Below are 20,028 nucleotides of genomic sequence, written 5' to 3'. Positions count from 1 at the left end.
GCGAGCCGCCTTTAAATCTTCGCGGCCAGCCCGTTCAGCGCTGTAACCTGGACGGCCGGCTGAGTCTCCGGATCCGTGCCGGCCGAGAGGGTCAGCATAATCCTTTTTTCGGCTCCCGGCGCCAGGTGGAACCAGTCGTCGGAAATCGAAAATCCCGGGACATCGAGATGCACCGACTGGGCGAACCCCGTCGTCTTAAGACGCAGTATCCAGCTGCCATCGCCGGCTGCTTCCAGATCCCCCTCGATCTCCAGCGGCCGGCGCACCTGCGGGTAACCCGACGGAAAATGGAAGGCTTCGGAAAGAACTTCCTCCGTTGCCGGGTCGATAAGGCGGGCCACAGTGACATCGTGAGAGGGCGGGCCGAAACGGTAGGCATAGGTTACGTCGAAGAAAGCGCCGAACAGATCGGTTGCGGCGATCTCCTGCGCTTCGCGCGGCGGGAGCTCGAGTTCTCTGCGCCCGGAAACGACAGGCACTCTGCCGTCACGCAGGCAGGAAAGCGTCAACACAAGCGGCTTGCACCCCGCCGTCTCGTTGACAACGTGGACACTGAGACCGTTCGTGCCTTCGTCGGTCACGCTTACCTGAACCGGTGAGAAGCTTCGCTTCAGCGCATAGTAAGCCGGCTTTGGACGTCCGGTCGCATCGACGACCCCCCAACCTGCGCCCGGCAGAAGATCCTGAAATGTCCAGACAAGCGCGCCTCGGCAGGAGGATCGCTCACGCCGCCATTCGGCGAAGGTCGCAGCCATGACCTCGCCGGTGACGGCCCGCGACAGATCGAGGTAACGGTCCGGATCTCCGTAACGCACGGCTGCCGGATCGAGGCCGTAGAGTTGCCTGAAATAATGATCGCGCACATCCTCGAAGTCCCAACCGACGCCCCGGTCCCGGGGAACCCGCGCCTTCCAGCGCGGATCATGGCCGGGTTTCACCGGCAAGTGTTCGGCAAGGGTTTCGGCCTGGGGCACGTTTGAGAAGGCGAGGCATTCGGCCGCGAAGCGGACATCGGCGCGGCGGGCATCTTCGAGCGGACGCTGATAGGCGCCGACGCCATAGTAATGGGCAATCCCTGCGTTCGGGGAAAACGGCAAGGCGCCTTCGCACGGAGAGTTTGCCACATAAGCCACGTCCGGACGCCGGTCGCGGCTGATTGCCGGCAGGATCTCTTCCGTCAGCGGCCCCTTCCTGCGGCTCTCGGGCAGGCCCATCATGGCGCCCTGCTGGTAAATCTCGCTGCCGCCGCACAGGACGGCCAGCGACGGGCAGCCCTGGGAGACTTCGAGCTGATAGCGGGCTTCCGCCTCGACCGTTTCGACGAAGGTTTCGTCCTTGACCGGGTAATCGTAATTGGCGAACTGGAAGTCCAGCCAGACGAGAATGCCGAGTTCGTCGCACAACTCGAAGAAATCGCGCGTCTCGTAGGTCATGGTGCCGCCGATGCGCAGCATGTTCATGCCGGCATCGCGCGCCAGTTCCAGCCACGGGCGGTAGCTTTCCCGGTCACCCGGCAGCCGCAGGATATCGGCATTGGTCCAGACCGCGCCGCGGCAGAAGACGGGCACGCTGTTGACGACCAGCCCGAAGCCGTTGCCGTCCGCTCCCCTGTCGACCTCGATCGTCCGGAAGCCGGTGCGTCCCAGGTCGTGATTCGTGTCACCGCACCGAATGCGGATAGCGTGCAGGACCGGTTCGCCGTGGGTATGTGGCATCCAGGGCTTCACGTCAGGAACGGTCAGCGTCGCGGACCAGAGGCCATCCTCGCCGTGTACCATGTCTGCTTGCATGCCACAGCATTCCAGTACCGGCGCATCATCGATGCCGCCAAGTTCGGCCGAGACGGTGAGAACGCCGTTCCCGGAACCGTCGAGGCGCGCCCCGATCTCCCTGGCCGTCACGCGCGGGGTCGACGTGTCGATCAGGGAGATCGGGCGATAGGGGCCGACCGCATGCACGTCCGGGCACCAGCCGGGCATGTGCCCCAGAAGCGTGGTGCGGACGAGCCGGAGCCCCTGAGACGTGGCAAGCTGTGGCCGCCAGCGGGCACGGGGCCCTTTTTCGTCAAGTGCGGGCTGCAGAGCCCGAAAGCAGAGGACAAGCCGGTTTTCCGGGCGAAGCTCGACGGGAACCTCGTGACCCAGAAACATGTTCCGGCTTTCCAGGATCTTCTCGCCGTTGAGATAGACCTCGGCGATCGTTGCCAGACCATCGAAACGCAGAACCCGCGTGCCCGGCACGTCTGCGGCAAAATCGGTGACGTACCAGATGTCCTTGTCATGCAAGGCCCGAGGATTTTCCGGATCGTAGCGGCCGGCAGCCGACAAGGCTTCCGCCGCCGTTCCCGGAACCTTTGCCGGCACCCAATCGGTGAGAGTGGCGAGGCCGGAGGGGTCTGCAATCCCTCCGGCCTCCGCCACGGCAAGAGACCATTGTTCCGTCAGCATTTTTTATAGCGCCCCCTGACAGGAACCGTCTTGCCCCTATCCATGATATCGCCCGGCCGCGCCGATCCTCAGGCAGCCTTCGACGAAGGCTTGCCGAGTTGAGCGTCAAGCGTGTCCATGATGGTGTCCCAGGCTTCGACTGCCGGCTGCAAAGCCGGAACGAGCTTGTCGAACTTCTTGCGCATCACCGCCCGGGCCAGTTGGAACTGGACCGTCTTGGCGGTCGAGGAGATCGTCCGGGCGGCTTCGGCGGTTTGGCTCAGGTCCGCAACGCCTTCTTCCGTCAACCAGTCCAGATGGGCGGAGAACAGCTCGTAATTCGCACCGAGCTGGCGCAGCGTATTGAACGCGTAAAGGTGAAAGAAACCGAACGGCCGGTCGGCAACCTCAGCGACCTGTTCCGGGAACACGCCGGCGAAAGCCGCAACCGGATTGACCTGCGGTCGCCGCGCCAAATGACGGGACAGCAGCTCGACAGCCGCCTCCCTGATCCGTTTCCGCTCCGGGACACCGTCCTCGGGGAACTTGACGAACTCCGTGTAGGGCAGAAAAGGCAATGCGCCTTCCGGGGCATTCATATGAAAGATGCCGTCGAAATCCTCGCCTTCGAGCCGGTGCAGACCGAGATTGTGGAAATAGTCCATCGTCCGGCCTTCGACATCGAGCCGGTTGATCGCGACCGTGGTCTTGCCGTGCTGGCTCCTGTAGGAGGTCCCTTGCGTGTCCGGCAGAAAATAGCTGTCCATTTCCACCAAGGTCAGACGGCCGCGGCGGATTTGCTCTTCCACGTGGCGCTCGACGCGGTCGTAGATCGCAAGCTCTGTGACGCGGAGGCCGAATAGCGCCTCCAGATCTTCCAGGGGCACCTTGAAGAAGGTGAACTGGTCGCCTTCGAAATCCTGGGTGACGGCAAAGCCGAGACAGGCTTCCGGCGGCATGCCGCAGGCGGCCAGCACCTCGATCCAGATGTCGAGATAGCAGTTGGTCTCCGGCCAGTCGCGCGTCATCGCGTGCAGGGGATGACGCACGTAGGTAGCCGGATCGATATCCGGAAATACCGCTTCCATGTCGACGTCCTTCCGCATTACGCGCCCCAGAGCGCCTTGCGCACCGGCGCCGGCCAGTCGGCTGTCTCGAGGCCGTGCTGGGCAAACAACGCCAGCGCGATTCGCTCCAGACCGAAGCCGACGCACGCGGTATGCGCGGTCTCGCCATCGGCGGTCTTCAGACCCCAGGTCGAACCGAAATGATCCTGATGGTAGTTGAACGACAGGCACGCGGTTTGATTGGCCGTCGAGGTCACCGGGATCAGCAGTTCGAATTTCAGGTTCTGGTCACGCTGGTTGTTCGCCAACATCTTGCCGGCGCGGCCGAAGAACGGATCATTGGCGACATCCACATGAACCGGAAGCCCCACCGTCTCGATCAGTTTCTGTCCGCGCTCCATCCAGAGCTGGCGGAAATCCTGAACCTCGGCCGGAGTGCCCATGCGGACATACTCGCGCATTCGGAACAGCTGCATCCGGGCCGGATCCTTCGACGGTTCGTGGCGGAAGCAGTACGACTGCAGGTCGAACAGGCCGCCGCCGACCGGCAGCGGGCCCCGCTTGGCAATCGTCGGATAGAGCGGATAGCAGGCCGCAGGCGTCAGCACGATATCGGTCGCCTGCTGATCCTTTGTCCAGTCCCCGCCTTCGGCCATACACTGCAGGAGGTTCATGTGATCGAGTTCGCAGCCGCAGAAGCTGTGCACGGTGCCGGCAAGCTGCGGAAAGCTCTTCATGTAGCCGGAGCCTTCGAAATGGGCCCGGTTCATGCCCGGAGGAAAGCGGATCGCCTCGGCGCCGTCTTCGCCGCCGAAGGTTTCGATCAGCCGTTCGAAGGCGGCAACGACATCCTCGAACTTGCCGGAACGACCGTAAAGACCATCGACACCGGTTTCGATCAGAAGGCCGCTTGCAAACAGTCGGTCGAGCAGTGAAGTCTGCATATCCATTTTGCTTACCCCAACAGGCTGGTGTCTTGCTTGCCAACGAGCAGCATCGTCGACGTGTTCCCGAGGATGCGGTCGTTGGAAATCATCAACTGCGCGGAATGGGCATCCCGCAGGTGCCGGCCAAGGCTGAAAGGCGTGCCGTTCTTGTAACCGAGAATGCCGCAAATCAACATGCAGTGGTTGATGATCGTCAGGATCGTCTGGGAGGAAGAGATCTTGACGTTGTTCATCGCCACACCGAAGCCCATGGACGACAGCTTGTTCTCGTCGGCGCGGGCGGCGTCGAACTCGGCAATTGCTGCGGTGACAGTCGATTTCACCATCTGCAACAATCCGGAGACCTCGGCCAGCCGCAGCGCTCCGGGAGGCGTTGCGCCCGGCGTGCGCCGGGCGGCCGCCTTGACGAAGGCCTGAGACCGCTTGACGGCATCGGCGGCAATACCGAACCAGACGGCGCTCCAAAGGATATGCGCATTGGCGAGCATGGACTGGGCCGCGATTTCGGCGAACGGCTTGGGCAGAATCTGTTCCGCCGGCGCTTCGGCCTTGAACAGGAAACCGTCGGAACAGGTGCCGCGCATGCCCAGTGTGTCCCAGTCATGGGTCTTTGCCAGCGAATACTGGCCTTTCAGGAAAACCGTCATCACCTGATCGGATGGAGCCGCATCCTTGTGGCTGCGGGAGGTGACCAGAATGGCATCGGCTTCTTCGCCGTAGGATATGACCGTCGCATCCTTTTCCAACCGGCAACGGTTACCTTCGACCTCGACGGCGCAGATGGAGTTTCTCAGGTTGCCGCCGATCCCGGCTTCGGTCGTCGCGGAGCCGAGCAACAACTGCTCGCTGGCAATGCGGGCCATGAAGTCCCGATGCCAGCTTGCCCCATCCCCATGGGAGACCAGGCTGGACGCCTTGATCTGGTGCATGGAAAAGGTCATGGCTGCCGCTGAACAGGCCTGGCCGAGAATGCTGCAGACTTCTGCAATTTCGGCTGTCGAAGCGCCTTCTCCGCCAAGCTCCACCGGAATCTGGATTCCCATGAGCTTTTCGGCTTTCATGGCTTCCACGGCTTCTTTCGGAAAGCGTGCTTTTTGATCGACATCATCGGCATGTTCGGACGCAACGACCGCTGCGCGCTTTGCCCGTTCGACAAGGCTCATGGCCTTGATATCGGCAACCTTGTTCATATCAGGCCACCTTCTTGTCTTCTGTGATCTGGGACAGCGCCTCGGCAATCGCCGCGATGGAAGAGAACGATTTGCGGTTCAGGAGGTTTTCTGGGAATTCGACATCGAACTCGTCCTCGAGCGCCAGCATGAGCTGGACGGAGGCAAAGGAGGACAGACCCGCCTCATAGAGGTCATCAGTGTCTTTCAGCTGGTCAACAGAAACGGGAAGGCTGCCGTGCTTGGCCAACAGCTCGCGAATAATGGTCGTCATAGTGATTTCCTGTCGATTACGCCGGTTTGATGATTTTGTCCGGCTGTTTGCGCACCTCGTAAGATCTAACTAGAGAATAATAGATAAACTTACCTTAAAACGCTTGGTTAATTTATTGATAAAGTTAAAAAGCGATTTATTAACCTAAAACGATTATTAAAAATATTTAATATAGCAGACATTTCATAACAAAAAGAGGCGCTTACAGAAGCGCCTCTGCGTAATCGCGGTATTTTTGCTTATAAAATCACAGAGAGAACTTTATTCGTAGCGCTCTTCAGGCGCGCATCCGCTCTTTGATCCGAGGTCAGCGAGGAATGGCAGCCATGTCCCGATGCCCGACTGCGATCGCGAGCGCGCCTTCCGCGATCTGTTCCGTCCGCCTCTCCAGCCAGTGGGACAAGCGGTCCGGATCCAGTCCCATGTCCGACCCGGCGGAGACCCAGCCGGAAATCAGTTCCCGCTGAAAGGCCGGCGCATTCCGGTCCGTGTGCCAGTCGGAAGGTCCGGACACCACCCGGTAACCGGCGGCTTCAAACAGCGCTTCTGCCGCGGCCGCCGCATCGGGACCAAGGGCCGCACCAAAGCCTTTGTCAGTCTTCTGATGGGCATTCATGGCTTGGCGAATGTCCTCGTCGAACGGATCGGCGGGCGTGCAGGAGGCGCGACCGTCATAGGTCAGGCTGGCCAGGAAAGGCAGGCGTGCCGCGGTAACGAGGCCGACAAGCTGTTCCAGAAAAGGCGGGGTCACCAGATCGAGAAAGGCGGATGTCGTCACCCCGTCGACGTTCACGAAGGGAAGCGAGGCGAGGTCACCGGCAAGATCCACCTGACGGCACGCGACCGCGCCTTGTCCAAACCGCGAGAACCGTTGCCCGGATACCTCCAGCAATGCCGGATCATTGTCGGTCAGGAGCCAGTTCTGGGACGCCCCCAGACGAGCGGACAGAGCCGCGACGGTGGAGCCTGCTCCGCTGGCCAGATCCAGCAGGCGCACCTGCCCCTTGGGAAGGGCGGACACAAAAGCGTCTTCGACCAGGTCGTTGCGGGCGGCCAGATCCACCGGTTCCCGCAGTCGCAGCCAGTCGGCGGAAAATCCGCTCATGACAAATCCTCCAGTACGGCTGAAAAGGCACGGGCCGCATCCCGCCAGGTCGGCAGCGCCTCGGCAGCCTGCCGCGCAGCCTCCGCGAAAAGGTTGCGTGCCTGCCCGTCCTCAAGGAGTTGCTTCAGGGCTGCCTTGAGCCGGCCGACATCCTCCACACCACAATAGATCGCAGCGCCTTCGGGCAGGGTCTCACGCACCGCGCCGCCACCGCTGCCGATCACGGGCAAGCCGTGCGCAAGAGCCTCGGTGTAGGCTATGCCGTAGCCCTCGTAACGGCTTGCAAGGACAAAGATATCGGCCTTAGCGTAAAAACCGGCCAGGGCCTCCGGCGGTACGGCGCCGTGAAACGTGACCCGATCCTTCAGTCCATTTGCATGGAGTTGGGTTTTGAGCACCTGAAAGCAGCGTTCGTCCCGCGTGGTATCGCCGACAATATCCAGACGCCAGGGCAGGTCGGTCAGTTCGACCAACGCCTGGAACAAAAGGTCATATCCCTTGCGCGGCACGATGGTGCCGACGGCCAGCAGGTTCGGACAGTCCGTCTCCGGCCTCGCTTCAATTGCGGCACGATCGGTGCCGGGCAGAACGACATGGATCTTTTTTTCGGCGCTTCCGAAACAGTCGCGAACCTGCGCGGCCGTTGCCGGGCTGGTCACGATAATCGCCTGCGCCCGGTCCAGCGCCGCTTTCTCCGAGGTCCGCAGACGGTCCGCCGTTTCTTGCGGCAGACCGTTTTCCAGGAACAGCGGATGGTGCACCAGCGCGATCAGGTCATGACCTTCCGCCAGCCGGGCAGCCACCTCCCCCATCGCCCCGTAGGCCAGGCCGTCGATGACAAGTCGACTGCCCTTCGGCAGGGTCTCGATCCGGCGTACGGCTTCATCTAGAACCCCAGCTTCCGGAAAGGGAAATCCATCTCCGAGCGGCAGAAGATCAACCTGCCGGCCGCTTTCCCGCAATCCGGAGATGATCCGGCGGTCGTAGCCGTAGCCGCCGGTCGGTGTCTCTATGTCGCCCGGATAGGCAAAGACGATCGGACGGCCGCGCTCAGCCAACGGGCGCCTCGTACCAGGCACGGGCGACATGGGATTCGGAGATGGTCACCCGGATCGCGTCTATTTCCGATCCCGGGCGGCCGAGACGGTCGTCGCGGGCGGCGGCGGCCAGATGGTCGTGGACGTGTTTGGTCAGGAATTCGGTCGTGGTGTTGATACCGGCGAACTGCGGCAGGTCGTCCAGGTTCTTGTAGTTCAGCGGTTCCAGCACTTCCTTCAGCGCCTCATGCGCCCGGCCGATATCGATCACCACGCCGTTTTCATCGAGGGTCGCGGCCAGGAACGCGGCATCCACCACGAAGGTGGCGCCATGCAGCGCCTGGGCCGGGCCGAACAATTCGCCCTTGAAGGAATGGGCGATCATGACGTGGTCTCGGACTTCAACTCCAAACATCGATTTCAGCATCCTTGAACTGGAAATGAGGGAACGGGTTCATTCGTAGGTGAGAACGGTCGCAAGGGCGTCCGGGTCATTGAAGAGATCCGGCAGGCGCTCCGGCGCACTGTCGAACGGAATACGGTGGCTGATCAGGCGATCGAGCGTAGGGTCAGCCAGCAGTGACATGGCGGTTTCCAGCCGGCGCTTGAAACTCCACCTGTCCCGGCGCTCGGCCCGGATGCGGCCGACCTGGCTGGATTTCAGGACAAGACGGCGGCTGTGAAAATCGCTGCCGAGAAGAGCCGGGACCGGCTCGTCGCCGTACCAGCTCATTTCGATGACGGTCGCGCCATCGCCGGCGGCTCTCAGCGCCGAATGCAGCCCGGCTGCCGTGGCGCTGGTGTGGAATACGAGGTCCTGATCATCCGGAAGATTTTCGGGGAGAACAAAATCGCATCCAAACGCCTCCGCAATGTCCCGCCTCGCCGGATTGACGTCCACCAATGTCACCCGCGTCGCCGGGAGACGTGCGGCCAGATAGGCGGTCAGCAGGCCGACCACGCCGCCGCCGACCACGCAGATGTGATCCCCAGGTGAAGGCATTCCGTCCCATAAAGCATTGAGGGCAGTCTCCATATTGGCCGCCAGAACGGCGCGTTCCAGGGGGATGCCGGAGGGAATCCGGACCACGTGTCCGGCGGAGACCGTGAAAACAGACTGATGCGGATGAAGGCAAAAGACACTACTGCCCAGATATTCATCGGGACCGGCCTCGACGATACCGGCCGCAGCATAGCCGTATTTGACCGGAAAGGGAAAATCGCCTTCCTGGAACGGTGCGCGCATGCGCTGCCATTCGGCCCGGGGCACGTTTCCGCGCCAGACCAGGCGTTCCGTTCCCCGGCTCACGCCGCTCGCCTTCGTCCTGATCCGCACCGAATCGCCATCGGGAACGGGAAGTTTCGCGGCAAGCAACGCGCAGGCGCCCGGAGCGGTGTACCAGAGCGCCCTGGCATTTTCGGTGCGTGCCGCAAATTCGTCGAAATTTGTCATGAAACAACCCGGTCGATGATCTGCCGTTGTCATAGTTCCGTATTAACGGATGACAAGATCCCTAATGCGATCACGATAGGTTTTGAAAGTCACAAATATGCGCGCTGGATTTGAAATGTCTCTTTTCCAACACTCCCAACCGGCCATGACAGCCCGCAGGATCACCTTCCTGACGCTGTTTGTCGCCAGTTTCGCCGCGCTCGCCGTGCTGATGGCGGTGACCCTTTCTCCCAACGGTTACGGTGCGCTCGACTTTCTCGTGCTCGGCTGCTTCATCGTCACGTTGCCCTGGACCATCATCGGATTCTGGAACGCGGTCATCGGTCTTGCGGTCATGCGCCTTTCGCGCGATCCGGCCAGGGCGGTGTGCCCCATCGACGAGGGCGACCCCTCCGCGGCGCTCACCAGCCGGACGGCAATCCTGTCCTGTGTCCGCAACGAGGACGTCTCACGGCTGGAGACGAACCTGAACGCGATGCTGGCTAATCTGGTGCGCAGTGGCGAATCTTCTGCCTTCACTCTGTTCGTCCTGAGCGACAGCTTCGTTGACGACATCGTGCAAGCGGAGCACGCCCTCGCCGACAGGCTTGCCAAGCGCTGGTCGAACAAGATTTCCGTCGTCTATCGCCGCAGGGAAAACAATCCTGGCTACAAGGCCGGCAATATCGAGGACTTCTGCGACCGCTGGGGCAAGGATTACGATTTCGCGCTGGTGCTCGACGCGGACAGCTACATGTCGGCGGAGGCCATTCTGGGGCTCGTTCGGCGCATGGAAGCCAACCCGAAGCTCGGTATCCTGCAAAGCCTCGTGGTCGGCCTGCCGACGGACAGCGCCTTTGCCCGTATCTTCCAGTTCGGCATGCGCCTGAGCATGCGTTCCTATACCATTGGCAGCGCCTGGTGGCAGGGCGATTGCGGCCCCTACTGGGGTCATAACGCGGTCCTGCGGGTCAAGCCGTTCATCGACCACTGCCGCCTGCCGAAACTGCCGGGCAAGGGCCCGCTGTCGGGCTGGGTCCTGTCCCACGACCAGGTGGAAGCGGTGATGATGCGCCGGGCCGGCTATGAGGTCCGGGTCCTGCCTCAGGAAGGCGGCAGCTACGAGGAAAACCCGCCCCACCTCCTGGAATTCATCCGCCGGGACCTGCGCTGGTGTCAGGGCAATCTGCAATACAAGCGGCTGCTGACCATGCCCGGCCTCAAGCCGGTCAGCCGCATTCAGCTCGCTCTCGCCATTTTGATGTTCATCGGATCGCCCGCCTGGGTCGGCTTCATGGTCTCGGCCGCCTGGCTCGGCATGACGGATACCGGCGTGGCTCCGTTCAGGGCGGATACCGGTGCGGCGATCTTCCTCATCATCATGACCATGGTCTTCGCACCCAAGCTGGCAACCATCGCCGATATCCTGCTGCGCTCCGACCTGCGCCGCGCCTTCGGCGGATTTTTCCGCGTGATCGTCAGCTCCGCCGGCGAAATTCTCTATGCGGCCATGCTCGCACCGATCATGGCCGTTGCCCATACGCTCTTCATCGGCGGCCTCGTCTTCGGAAAGTCCATCGGCTGGGGCGCGCAAGGGCGCGATCTGGAGCGTCTGCCGCTCGGACTGACCGCTCAGAAACTCTGGCCGCAGACCCTGTTCGGACTGGTCGCCATCGCCTGGATCAGCCAGCAGCCGCTTGCCCTCGTCTGGCCGGTGCTGCCGATTGCCGTGGGACCGCTCCTCGCCATTCCCGCAGCAATCCTGACGTCCACACCTCTCCTCGGCCTTGCGGGCATCAAGTCCACCTTGTGGCGGATCCCGGAGGAAAGCGATCCCCCGGCCGAACTTTGGGCGCTCGGACTTACCCCATTGGCCGAACGCGGCTTTGCCGGGGAGATCGAAGCCTGGGACCAGATGCCGATCCACGGCGAACCGGTTCCGGCCCGGGTCCCGGTCGAGGCCTAAGAACAAGGCTTCACGCAACGAAAAACCGGCCTCGAAGGCCGGTTTTTTGAACTCTTCTGCAGATCTCTGATCTGGAGCGAAAACGTCCGGGGCTCAGGCCGCGTTCGACGACGCGATCGGCTGGGTCAGCAACTCGTAGATCTCTCCCGGATCATGGGATGCGCGAAGACCCTGCGTCACGGTGCTGTCGCGCAACTGCCGGGCAATACGGGCGAGCGCCTTCAGGTGATCCGCGCCGGCGCCTTCGGGCGCCAGCAGCAGGAACACCAGATCGACCGGCTGATCGTCCAGCGCGTCGAAATCGACCGGCTTTTCCAGCCTGGCAAACAGGCCGACCAGATGGTCCAGACGCGTCAGCTTGCCGTGCGGAATGGCAATGCCATGGCCGACACCGGTCGAACCGAGACGCTCACGCTGAAGCAGCGTGTCGAACACCTCGCGTTCTGAAAGCCCCGTCAGTGCAGCTGCCCTAGCCGACATTTCCTGGATTGCCTGCTTCTTGCTTTTCGCCTTCAGCCCGGCAATCACCGCATTCTTCGTCAGAAGATCACTCAGATCCATATTAGCCTGCCACTGTCCGGGACCGGACCGACGCTCCCGCGCGGGTCCGACCCGGTTTCTTCTGGTTTATTCCGCAGCCTGTTTCGCTACCAGGTCCGGATCGATCCAGCCGATATTTCCGTCTGCCCGGCGGTAAACCACATTCATACCGCCGTTGGCCGCATTTTTGAACATCACGACCGGAGCCTCGCTCAGGTCCAGTTCCATGACCGCCATACCGACCGTCATGGTCTTCACCTTTGCCGACGTTTCGGCAATCACCAGAGGATTGAAATCCTCCGGCACTTCCTCTTCCTCTTCCGGCGACGCCAGAACGTAGGACACCGCCTCGAACGCCTCACGTCCGGACCCATTGTGGAGATGATGGTCCTTCAGTTTGCGTTTGTAGCGGCGCAAGCGTTTCTCGATCTTGTCGGCCGCAAGATCGAAACTCAACCGCGGTTCCTGGTCCTGCGCGGATACCTGGAGAATCGTCCCGGTATCCAGATGCAACGTACATTCGGACTTAAAGCCTGTGCCTTCCCGGCTCAACGTGACGTGCCCGTTGTAGCCGCCGGGAAAATACTTCGACAGCGCATCTTCAATCCGGTCCGTGACGTGCGTCCGCAATGCGTCGCCAACGTCCACGTTCTTTCCCGAAATCCGTAATGTCATGGGGACCTCTTATTCTTGTATCGACCGATAGGTCACCGGCTACCGTGCCGGCGCCTGAAACGCGGTGAACGTTCCAGACCTACAGAATGGACCAGTCAGCGCCCGAGCGCCATCCCCTTCGACTCTCATCATGCGGACGGTCGTATAAGCTCGTGCCCTGCCTGTGTCAATTGCAGGACTTTGCATTTTCGCGCCAGATTCTTCACGAATTGTGTATTCGCTCGCATACGCGGGGGATGTCCGGTTTACCAATTGGAAGGCAGTCGCGACGGCGAAAAGCGGTCGCCATCAGGCCTGTGCAGACGGTTTAGCGGTTTGCCCGCTTCTCCCGCCGCCGCTGTACGGAGGATCCGATCTTCATGGCCTCGCGGTACTTCGCGACGGTGCGCCGCGCAATGTCCACGCCGTCATCTTTCAAACGCTTAACGATGGTGTCGTCGGAAAGAATGGCATCGGGAGATTCCGCGTCGATCATCTGCCTGATCTTGTGGCGGACACTTTCCGCCGAGTGGGCATCGTCGCCTTCCGTCGCCGAAATGGCCGAAGAAAAGAAGTATTTCAGTTCGAAAATACCCCTGGAGGTCGCCATGTATTTGTTCGACGTCACCCGGCTGATCGTCGATTCATGCATGCCGATCGCATCCGCGACCGTCTTCAGATTGAGCGGCCGCAGATACTCGATGCCGTAGGTCAAAAACCCGTCCTGCTGGCGTACGATCTCTGTGGATACCTTGAGGATCGTCTTGGCCCGCTGGTCCAGGCTCTTCACCAGCCAATTCGCCGTTTGCAGGCAATCGGTCAGGTATTCCTTTTCCGTCTCGTTGCGCGCGGTCTTGGTGATCGTTGCGTAATAGGTCTGGTTGACGAGCACCTTGGGCAGGGTGTCGGAGTTCAGTTCGACCGACCAGGAGCCGTCGTTCGCCCGGCGGACAAAGACGTCGGGCACCAGCGGCTGGACCAGGGCCGACCCGAAGACGCTGCCCGGTTTCGGATCGAGCGCCCTCACTTCCGCGACCATTTCGGTCAGGTCCTCGTCATCCACGCCGCAGACCTTGCGCAAAGCCGCGTAGTCGTGCCGCGCCAGGAGATCCAGGTTTTCAATGAGCGCTTCCATCGCCGGATCGAAGCGGTTCCGGTCGATAAGCTGCAGCTTCAGGCATTCGCGCAGGTTGCGGGCGAAAACACCTGCCGGCTCGAAGGTCTGCATCTGCGCAAGAACCCGCTCGATGCGCTCTTCGTCCACCCCGAACTGCTCGGCGGCCTCGGCGAGATCCTGATGGAGATAGCCGTTTTCATCCAGCGAGTTGATGAGGTGATTGCCGATCAGCTTGTCCACCGGATCGGCGAGCACCAGATGCATCTGGTCTTCCAGGGAATGAACGAGCGACTCTTCCTCCGCCACGAAGGCTTCCAGATTGTAGTCCTCGCCGGCGGAGCCGCTGGAGACGTTCTTGTAGCTGTCGCCGCCTTTCAGCGCGGCCGGATCGGGCGATGCGGGCACGCCGGGTTCATCGGGAAAAACGTTGCCGAGGTCGGTATCGAGCCGCGAGGCGATGGCTTCCGAGCCGGTTTCCAGCTGGCTTTCCATCCAGTCGCCGGATGTGGGTTCACCGCCGGACGCGGCCGATCCGGCGTCCTCTCCGGAATAGTCCCCGCTTTCGGACATCCCGGCACCGGTTTCGGTCTCGCCGCCTGCGGGCAAGTCACCTTCGCCCTTTTCCAGAAGCGGATTGCGCTCCAGTTCAGCGTCGACATAGGCGACAAGATCGAGGTTCGACAATTGCAGCAGCTTGATCGCCTGCATGAGCTGAGGCGTCATGATCAGCGACTGGCTTTGTCGCATCTCCAGCTTTGTCGAAATTGCCATTTATGCCCGGCGCGCCCTGATCGTCTTTTGGTCCACTTCTTGCTTATAGCGTATTAGGGGACCTGTCATCAAAGCGTAAATTGTTCCCCGAGATAAAGCCGGCGAACGTCCGGATTGGTTACGATTTCGTTTGGAAGGCCTTCTGTGAGCACTTCTCCGGCCGCGATAATATAGGCCCGGTCGATCAATCCGAGGGTTTCACGCACGTTGTGATCGGTGATCAGAACGCCGATGCCGCGCTGGGTCAGATGCCGGACAAGCTGCTGGATATCGCCGACCGCGATCGGGTCGATGCCCGCGAAGGGTTCGTCGAGCAGCATGAACGACGGGCGGCTGGCGAGAGCGCGGGCGATTTCGACGCGGCGCCGCTCCCCGCCGGACAGAGAAATCGAAGGCGCCTTGCGCAGGTGGGTCAGGCCGAATTCGGCCAGCAGATTATCCAGTTCCTCGTTGCGCTTCTTCCGGTTCGGCTCGATCACCTCGAGCACGGCGCGGATGTTTTCCTCCACCGTCAGCCCGCGGAAGATGGAAGCTTCCTGGGGCAGATAACCGATACCGAGGCGGGCACGGCGGTACATGGGCATCTTGGTGATGTCCAGGCCATCGAGCATGATCGCGCCCTGATCCGGGCGGATCAGGCCGGTGATCATATAGAAAGTCGTGGTCTTGCCCGCGCCGTTCGGTCCAAGCAGCCCGACGGCCTCACCCGGTCGAACCGCCAGGCTCACGAACTTGACCACCTGACGACGACCGTAGGTCTTGCCGATACCATCCACCACCAGGGCTCCGGTCGGGTCATGACCGTCCCCGGACATCTCATTCATGTCCACGGGCGTCGGTGTCGAGGCGATGGAAAACAGTTTCACAAATGCGATCCATTGATTGAGCGCGCAGCCCTTGTCATAAGGCCTCGCCTTTCCACTGTCGAGTTAAGAACAAGGCAGGCGCCCGGCCGGAATACCGCGGTCGTCATGACCGAAGTCAGTTCTTGTTGAGGCTTTTCGGCTGGAGAAGTACCTTTACGCGGCCTGACCCCTCGGAGGTTCCAGAAACGCCCCCTTGCAGGTTCGCCGTCCCGGTTTTGAGATTGACGGTCAGCTTTTTGCCCACCACCACGTTCGGCCCCTGGCTGAGAACCACTTCCTTGCCGGTCATGACCATCACCTGGCGGTTCATGTCGAAACTCGCTTCATCGCCGGTCGCGGTCTGGTCCTTGGCGGTGATGTGGACCCGGCCCGATGCCTCAAGGCGCGATATCTTCTGCTGAACGTCGCCGGTCGCGGAACCGTCGTAGAAGACGCGCAGACGTTCGGTCTTCAGTTGGGTGTCACCCTGGGACACGACCACATCGCCCTTGAACGTGGCGCTGTTGGACTTGTCCTCGACCTCCAGCTGCTCCGCTTCGATCTGGATCGGGTCCTTGGAATTGGAACCGAACCCTGCAAAGGCATCGGAAAAGGTCTGCGCCGACGCAATATGGGGGATTGCGAACACACACAGCACTCCGGCGAGCGTCAGGCGGAGCAGTTTATTCATTCTATTTCCCCTGTTCCGGCGGTTGGAGGGTCATCTTGATTCCGTCGGTAAACCGCACCTTGCCTGCTTCCTGATCGTAGCTCAACCGTCCTGCCCGGATCGTTCCCTTCTCGGAGCGGATTGAAATCGGTTCATCCGTGCGCACCTCGCCCGTCTTCAGATCGATCGAGACCTCGGACAGGTCGACGGTATAGCCCTCGCTCCATTCGAGTTGAAGCCCGTCGTAAAGCCTCAGCGTTTCCTTGTCGTTATCGAATATGCCCTTCAACGCGGTGACCTTGGCGAGCTGGTTGGGACCGGGCACGATATCCGCCCGGATCATCTCCAGATCGATGATCATCGGGTTGCTGAGACGCTGCACGGCACGGTTTGCCGTCACCCGGTAGGAGCGGTCGCCATCGTGGCCGGACAGCTCGGGCCTGTGCATGACCAGCCCGTCGGCCGTCAGACTGACGGCCCCGATGCCGAGATCGGAAAGGTAATTGAAGACGACGATCAGTGCGACCATACCGCCAAAGATCAGAACACCGATCGCAGGGAAGAAGATCCGAAAAAACCTGACTGCACGGCTGTGCCGGCGCGCCGTCTTCTGGGCGCGCGTCATCTCCCTGACCCCGACAAGCGCTGCACGCAGAGGATCGGTATCGGCAACATCAAGCGTCACGGTTCAACCCCGCATTATTCGCCCGCATTCCGCGGACCGGTCCCGACGCCCCCTCGGCACCCATATAGGATTTCAAAAACAGGATTACAGGCTTTTTCGCTTCCATCCATCCGGCAATCTACCCGAACGCCATCAGGAATGGGCGAAAATATCCGTTTCCTCCCAGCCCTTCAGGTCCAGTTCGGCACGGGTGGGCAGGAAATCGAAGCAGGCTTGCGCGATGTGGGTTCGCTGTTCCCGCTCCAGCATCATTTCCAGCCGGGCTTTCAACTGGTGCAGGTACAGCACATCGGAGGCCGCGTAGGACAGCTGGGCGTCAGACAGCGTCTCGGCGGCCCAGTCGGAGCTTTGCTGCTGCTTGGACAGTTCCACGCCCAGGAGTTCGCGGGTGATGTCCTTCAGGCCGTGGCGATCGGTATAGGTGCGCACCAGCTTGGAGGCGATTTTCGTGCACCATACCGGCGTGACCTCGACCCCGAGATAATGGCGCAGGACCGCGACGTCGAACCGGGCGAAGTGGAAGATCTTATGCTTCGACGCATCGGACAGCAGCGCCACGAGATTCGGCGCTTCGGTCTGCCCACGGTCGATCTGCACCACATCGGCGGTTCCGTCACCGGGCGACAGCTGAACGACACAAAGCCGGTCGCGATGCGGATTGAGCCCGAGGGTCTCTGAATCCACGGCAACGGCGTCGGCTTCCGCGTAGGCGCTCAGGTCGGGCAGGTCGTTCTTGTGGTAGCGGATCGTCATGCCGAATACGGCTCCTTCACATGCAAATTCAGCCCGGTCATTTATCGCGAAGGGCCGGTCGCGTCAAAACGAACCGGAAATCAGGCTCATCGAAACGGTTGCTCTCACGTAGATCATGACCGGGGGCTTGGCAAGCGTTGCCAGGCCCGCCGTCGGGATCAGGTCACCCGGATCCAGGTCGTCATGCCGGCTGCGGCATGTTCCAGCATGTGGCAGTGAAGCAACCATTTTCCGGGATTGTCCGCCTGAAACACGACCTTGACGGTTTCCTCCCGACCGATCAGGAACGTGTCCCGCCAGGGGCCCAGCGAACCATCGGCGCCGACGGTCCGGAAATGGTGTCCGTGGAGGTGGATCGCATGGGGCCAGGCGGTGTTGTTGACGGTCTCAAGGAGCACCGTTTCGCCACGAGCAGCCTCGAACAAGGGCTGCTCTCCAACATTCGCGATCCCGTTGAAAGCCCAGACCTGACCGGTTGCCCGCATATCGTCCTGTGTCAGCTCACGACCCTTGTAGCGCATCGGTCCCATCTGGCCCATTGCTCCGCCGGTCATGTCGAGGACGACCCGCGTCGCATTCGACAGATCCGGTGCGGGAAGCGTGTTGGCCAGCGGCAGCCGCGCGGGCGGCTTGCCCTTGCCCTCCCCCGTCACCTTGAATTCGGCAAAGGCGAACCGTTCTCTGGTGGAGACCTCCACAAGCGCGAGGTCACGGCCGGCTTCCGGCACCACCATCAGATCCACCCTTTGCGCCGGGCCGATCACGAGGGCTTCGGTCGTCGCCTGTTCGGCAGCGGTCAAGACCTGCCCGTCATAGCCGATCACCTGACCACCGATGCTGTCGGGATCGAGTTCCAGCACACGGGCATTGGAGGCGTTGACCAGGCGGATCCGGTAGGCCTCGCCCGCCTTGAGGGCGAAGGACGGACTGCTTTTGCCGTTCACGGTCAGCCAGTTTCCGAGCCTTCCGGCATGGGCCCAGTCCATCAGCGCGCCGAAACTTTCCGTGTCCAGTCGGCCCTCGTCATTGAGGCGCCAGTCGTCCATGATCAGCATGAGATCGTGGTCGCGGTCGAAGACCGGGTCCTCTTCCTCGACGATCAGGGGACCGTAGAGCCCCCGCCCGACCTGGTTCCAGCTCTTGTTGTGGGCGTGATACCAGTAGGTGCCCGCGTCGGGCGCGACGAAGTCGTATTCGAAGGTTCCGCCGGGCGGCACCGGATCCTGTGTCAGACCGGACACCCCGTCCATGGCGTTGTCGATCCGCACCCCGTGCCAGTGGATCGAGGTTGCCTCTTCCAGGGCATTGATCAGACGCACCTTCACCCGCTCGCCGCGCCGGACCCGGATTTCCGGCCCCGGAAGGCCGCCGTCATAGAGCCACAGGTCCGAGGCTGCGGCATCGTCCTTGTAGAGCTTGTATTGGGTCGGACCGGCGGTGATTTCTAAAAAGCCGTCGGCTGCATGAGCTGTCCCGAAGCCACTCCCGGGGATCATTGCCCCACCAGCGAAACCGGCCGCACCCGCCAGCAGTTTGCGGCGGGTAAACCGGAAATCGTTCTTCCGGGTTTCTGTCAAACCCGAACTGCCTGTCACCATGACGTATCCTTCCCGGCGCAAAGCGCACTTTTCAAGTCTGCCGGACAGGCCGGTCAGAAAATCCCGTTTTCCCGCTGCAAGGTCCGCACATAAGTGACGATGCTCGCCACCTGCTCTTGCCCCATGCCTTCGACCGGCGGCATGTCGCCAAAGGTCCAATGATGGGCCCTGACACCGCGCATCGCAGCCAGATAGAAGGCGCCGTCGGCATGGTGGTTCGGCTCGTAGATCTTGTGTATCAGCGGCGGTCCGTTGCCGTCCCGTCCGGCCGCATTCTTTCCATGGCAACTTGCGCAGTTGTCGTTGAACAGCGCTTCGCCTTTCAGGGCGTCTCCGGTCAGTTGCGGCACCTTGACGGCGACCAGGGGGGCTCCGGCCGCGACATCGAGGGAGGATTTGTCCTCCTTTTTCAGAAGGAGATAGCCTGCCGCGATGGCAATGACGGCTGCCGCGGCGATCCAGACCTGCGTCTTCATTTCTCCCCCGCAAGGTCGTCGATGATCGGACAATTCGGCTTGTCATTGCCGTGGCAGTTTCCGGCCAGGTTTGCCAGCGTTGCCCGCAGGGACTGGAGTTCGGTCAGTTTCCGGTCGATCTCGTCGATCTTGGCGAGCGCGATCGCCTTCACGTCCGCACTCGCCCGATGCTCGTCCTCATAGAGGGACAGGAGCAGGCGGCACTCGTCGATGGTGAAGCCGAGGCTGCGCGCCCGCTGCAGGAATTTCAGCCGGTGGACGTCGGTCTCCGAATAGTCCCGGTAGCCGTTTTCCGAACGGGCGGGCCGGATAAGGGCGATGTCCTCATAGTAGCGGATGGTTTTGGGCGGCAGATTGGACTGTTCGGCCGCAAGTCCGATATTCATGTCGAGCTCCCCGGTTAGGGCATCTTGCGTTCAGGTGAACGCTGACGAGATCTTCTATCATTTTAAGATCGACCAACTTTTCCGCTTTCATGTGGGACCGCATGAAAGCA

General features: G+C 61.5%; 20 protein-coding genes. 1 reads left to right on the top strand and 19 read right to left on the bottom strand.

Features of this window, described 5'->3' with window-relative positions; translation table 11 throughout:
* Positions 1 to 11 precede the first annotated feature (11 nt).
* From ACN0SO_RS05040 to ACN0SO_RS05000, 9 genes are all read right to left on the bottom strand, one after another.
* The gene (locus ACN0SO_RS05040; RefSeq protein ID WP_417675200.1) at positions 12 to 2,447 is read right to left on the bottom strand and encodes a glycoside hydrolase family 2 protein; all 2,436 of its coding nucleotides are present in this window, start codon (positions 2,445 to 2,447) and stop codon (positions 12 to 14) included.
* Positions 2,448 to 2,515: 68 nt separating this feature from the next.
* Positions 2,516 to 3,514, bottom strand: coding sequence for a DUF1839 family protein (locus ACN0SO_RS05035; protein ID WP_417675198.1), 999 nt, complete (start codon positions 3,512 to 3,514; stop codon positions 2,516 to 2,518).
* A gap of 17 nt (positions 3,515 to 3,531) precedes the next feature.
* Positions 3,532 to 4,443: an amino acid--[acyl-carrier-protein] ligase gene (locus ACN0SO_RS05030; protein WP_417675196.1), complete on the bottom strand. Its 912-nt coding sequence runs from the start codon at positions 4,441 to 4,443 to the stop codon at positions 3,532 to 3,534.
* 5 nt (positions 4,444 to 4,448) lie between these two features.
* Complete coding sequence (locus ACN0SO_RS05025) at positions 4,449 to 5,630, bottom strand: acyl-CoA dehydrogenase family protein (RefSeq protein ID WP_417675194.1); 1,182 nt, start codon at positions 5,628 to 5,630, stop codon at positions 4,449 to 4,451.
* A 1-nt stretch (position 5,631) separates the two neighbouring features.
* On the bottom strand, positions 5,632 to 5,883 hold the full coding sequence (locus ACN0SO_RS05020) for an acyl carrier protein (RefSeq protein WP_346915604.1): 252 nt from the start codon (positions 5,881 to 5,883) through the stop codon (positions 5,632 to 5,634).
* Positions 5,884 to 6,190: 307 nt separating this feature from the next.
* Positions 6,191 to 6,988 (bottom strand): class I SAM-dependent methyltransferase, encoded by a 798-nt coding sequence (locus ACN0SO_RS05015; RefSeq protein WP_417675191.1) that lies wholly within the window; start codon positions 6,986 to 6,988, stop codon positions 6,191 to 6,193.
* The gene (locus ACN0SO_RS05010; protein ID WP_417675189.1) at positions 6,985 to 8,046 is read right to left on the bottom strand and encodes a glycosyltransferase family 4 protein; all 1,062 of its coding nucleotides are present in this window, start codon (positions 8,044 to 8,046) and stop codon (positions 6,985 to 6,987) included. Before ACN0SO_RS05010 ends, ACN0SO_RS05015 begins: the two co-directional genes overlap by 4 nt.
* Positions 8,039 to 8,440, bottom strand: a complete 402-nt coding sequence (locus ACN0SO_RS05005) for a 6-pyruvoyl trahydropterin synthase family protein (RefSeq protein ID WP_417675187.1) — start codon at positions 8,438 to 8,440, stop codon at positions 8,039 to 8,041. The genes ACN0SO_RS05010 and ACN0SO_RS05005 overlap by 8 nt, the downstream gene beginning before the upstream one ends.
* 39 nt (positions 8,441 to 8,479) lie before the next feature.
* Complete coding sequence (locus tag ACN0SO_RS05000; RefSeq protein WP_417675185.1) at positions 8,480 to 9,478, bottom strand: zinc-dependent alcohol dehydrogenase; 999 nt, start codon at positions 9,476 to 9,478, stop codon at positions 8,480 to 8,482.
* 115 nt (positions 9,479 to 9,593) lie between these two features.
* Between ACN0SO_RS05000 and mdoH the strand changes: the two genes are divergently transcribed.
* The gene (mdoH, locus tag ACN0SO_RS04995; RefSeq protein WP_417675183.1) at positions 9,594 to 11,423 is read left to right on the top strand and encodes a glucans biosynthesis glucosyltransferase MdoH; all 1,830 of its coding nucleotides are present in this window, start codon (positions 9,594 to 9,596) and stop codon (positions 11,421 to 11,423) included.
* 93 nt (positions 11,424 to 11,516) lie between these two features.
* On the opposite strand, the gene ptsN is transcribed toward mdoH, so the two are convergent.
* The 10 genes from ptsN to cueR all read right to left on the bottom strand — a co-directional run bounded on the left by ptsN (position 11,517) and on the right by cueR (position 19,918).
* The gene (ptsN, locus tag ACN0SO_RS04990; protein WP_417675181.1) at positions 11,517 to 11,984 is read right to left on the bottom strand and encodes a PTS IIA-like nitrogen regulatory protein PtsN; all 468 of its coding nucleotides are present in this window, start codon (positions 11,982 to 11,984) and stop codon (positions 11,517 to 11,519) included.
* 66 nt (positions 11,985 to 12,050) lie between these two features.
* Positions 12,051 to 12,638, bottom strand: coding sequence for a ribosome hibernation-promoting factor, HPF/YfiA family (gene hpf, locus ACN0SO_RS04985; RefSeq protein WP_417675179.1), 588 nt, complete (start codon positions 12,636 to 12,638; stop codon positions 12,051 to 12,053).
* 307 nt (positions 12,639 to 12,945) lie between these two features.
* On the bottom strand, positions 12,946 to 14,505 hold the full coding sequence (gene rpoN / locus ACN0SO_RS04980) for an RNA polymerase factor sigma-54 (protein ID WP_417675177.1): 1,560 nt from the start codon (positions 14,503 to 14,505) through the stop codon (positions 12,946 to 12,948).
* A gap of 68 nt (positions 14,506 to 14,573) precedes the next feature.
* A complete protein-coding gene (gene lptB, locus ACN0SO_RS04975) occupies positions 14,574 to 15,320 on the bottom strand; it encodes an LPS export ABC transporter ATP-binding protein (RefSeq protein ID WP_417676385.1) in 747 nt (248 codons plus the stop codon).
* Between the two features lie 166 nt (positions 15,321 to 15,486).
* A complete protein-coding gene (locus tag ACN0SO_RS04970) occupies positions 15,487 to 16,041 on the bottom strand; it encodes an LptA/OstA family protein (RefSeq protein WP_417675175.1) in 555 nt (184 codons plus the stop codon).
* Position 16,042: 1 nt separating this feature from the next.
* A complete protein-coding gene (gene lptC / locus ACN0SO_RS04965) occupies positions 16,043 to 16,705 on the bottom strand; it encodes an LPS export ABC transporter periplasmic protein LptC (protein ID WP_417675173.1) in 663 nt (220 codons plus the stop codon).
* Positions 16,706 to 16,837: 132 nt separating this feature from the next.
* The gene (locus tag ACN0SO_RS04960) at positions 16,838 to 17,458 is read right to left on the bottom strand and encodes a ribonuclease D (RefSeq protein WP_417675171.1); all 621 of its coding nucleotides are present in this window, start codon (positions 17,456 to 17,458) and stop codon (positions 16,838 to 16,840) included.
* A 158-nt stretch (positions 17,459 to 17,616) separates the two neighbouring features.
* Positions 17,617 to 19,056, bottom strand: coding sequence for a multicopper oxidase family protein (locus ACN0SO_RS04955; RefSeq protein ID WP_417675169.1), 1,440 nt, complete (start codon positions 19,054 to 19,056; stop codon positions 17,617 to 17,619).
* A 53-nt stretch (positions 19,057 to 19,109) separates the two neighbouring features.
* Positions 19,110 to 19,532: a cytochrome c gene (locus tag ACN0SO_RS04950; RefSeq protein WP_417675167.1), complete on the bottom strand. Its 423-nt coding sequence runs from the start codon at positions 19,530 to 19,532 to the stop codon at positions 19,110 to 19,112.
* Positions 19,529 to 19,918, bottom strand: coding sequence for a Cu(I)-responsive transcriptional regulator (gene cueR, locus ACN0SO_RS04945; RefSeq protein ID WP_417675165.1), 390 nt, complete (start codon positions 19,916 to 19,918; stop codon positions 19,529 to 19,531). The genes ACN0SO_RS04950 and cueR overlap by 4 nt, the downstream gene beginning before the upstream one ends.
* Positions 19,919 to 20,028 lie beyond the last annotated feature (110 nt).

The sequence above is a fragment of the Roseibium sp. genome, from assembly GCF_048260565.1.
In the GTDB taxonomy this organism is placed as follows: domain Bacteria; phylum Pseudomonadota; class Alphaproteobacteria; order Rhizobiales; family Stappiaceae; genus Roseibium.
This window is presented reverse-complemented; position numbering and strand designations above follow the sequence as displayed.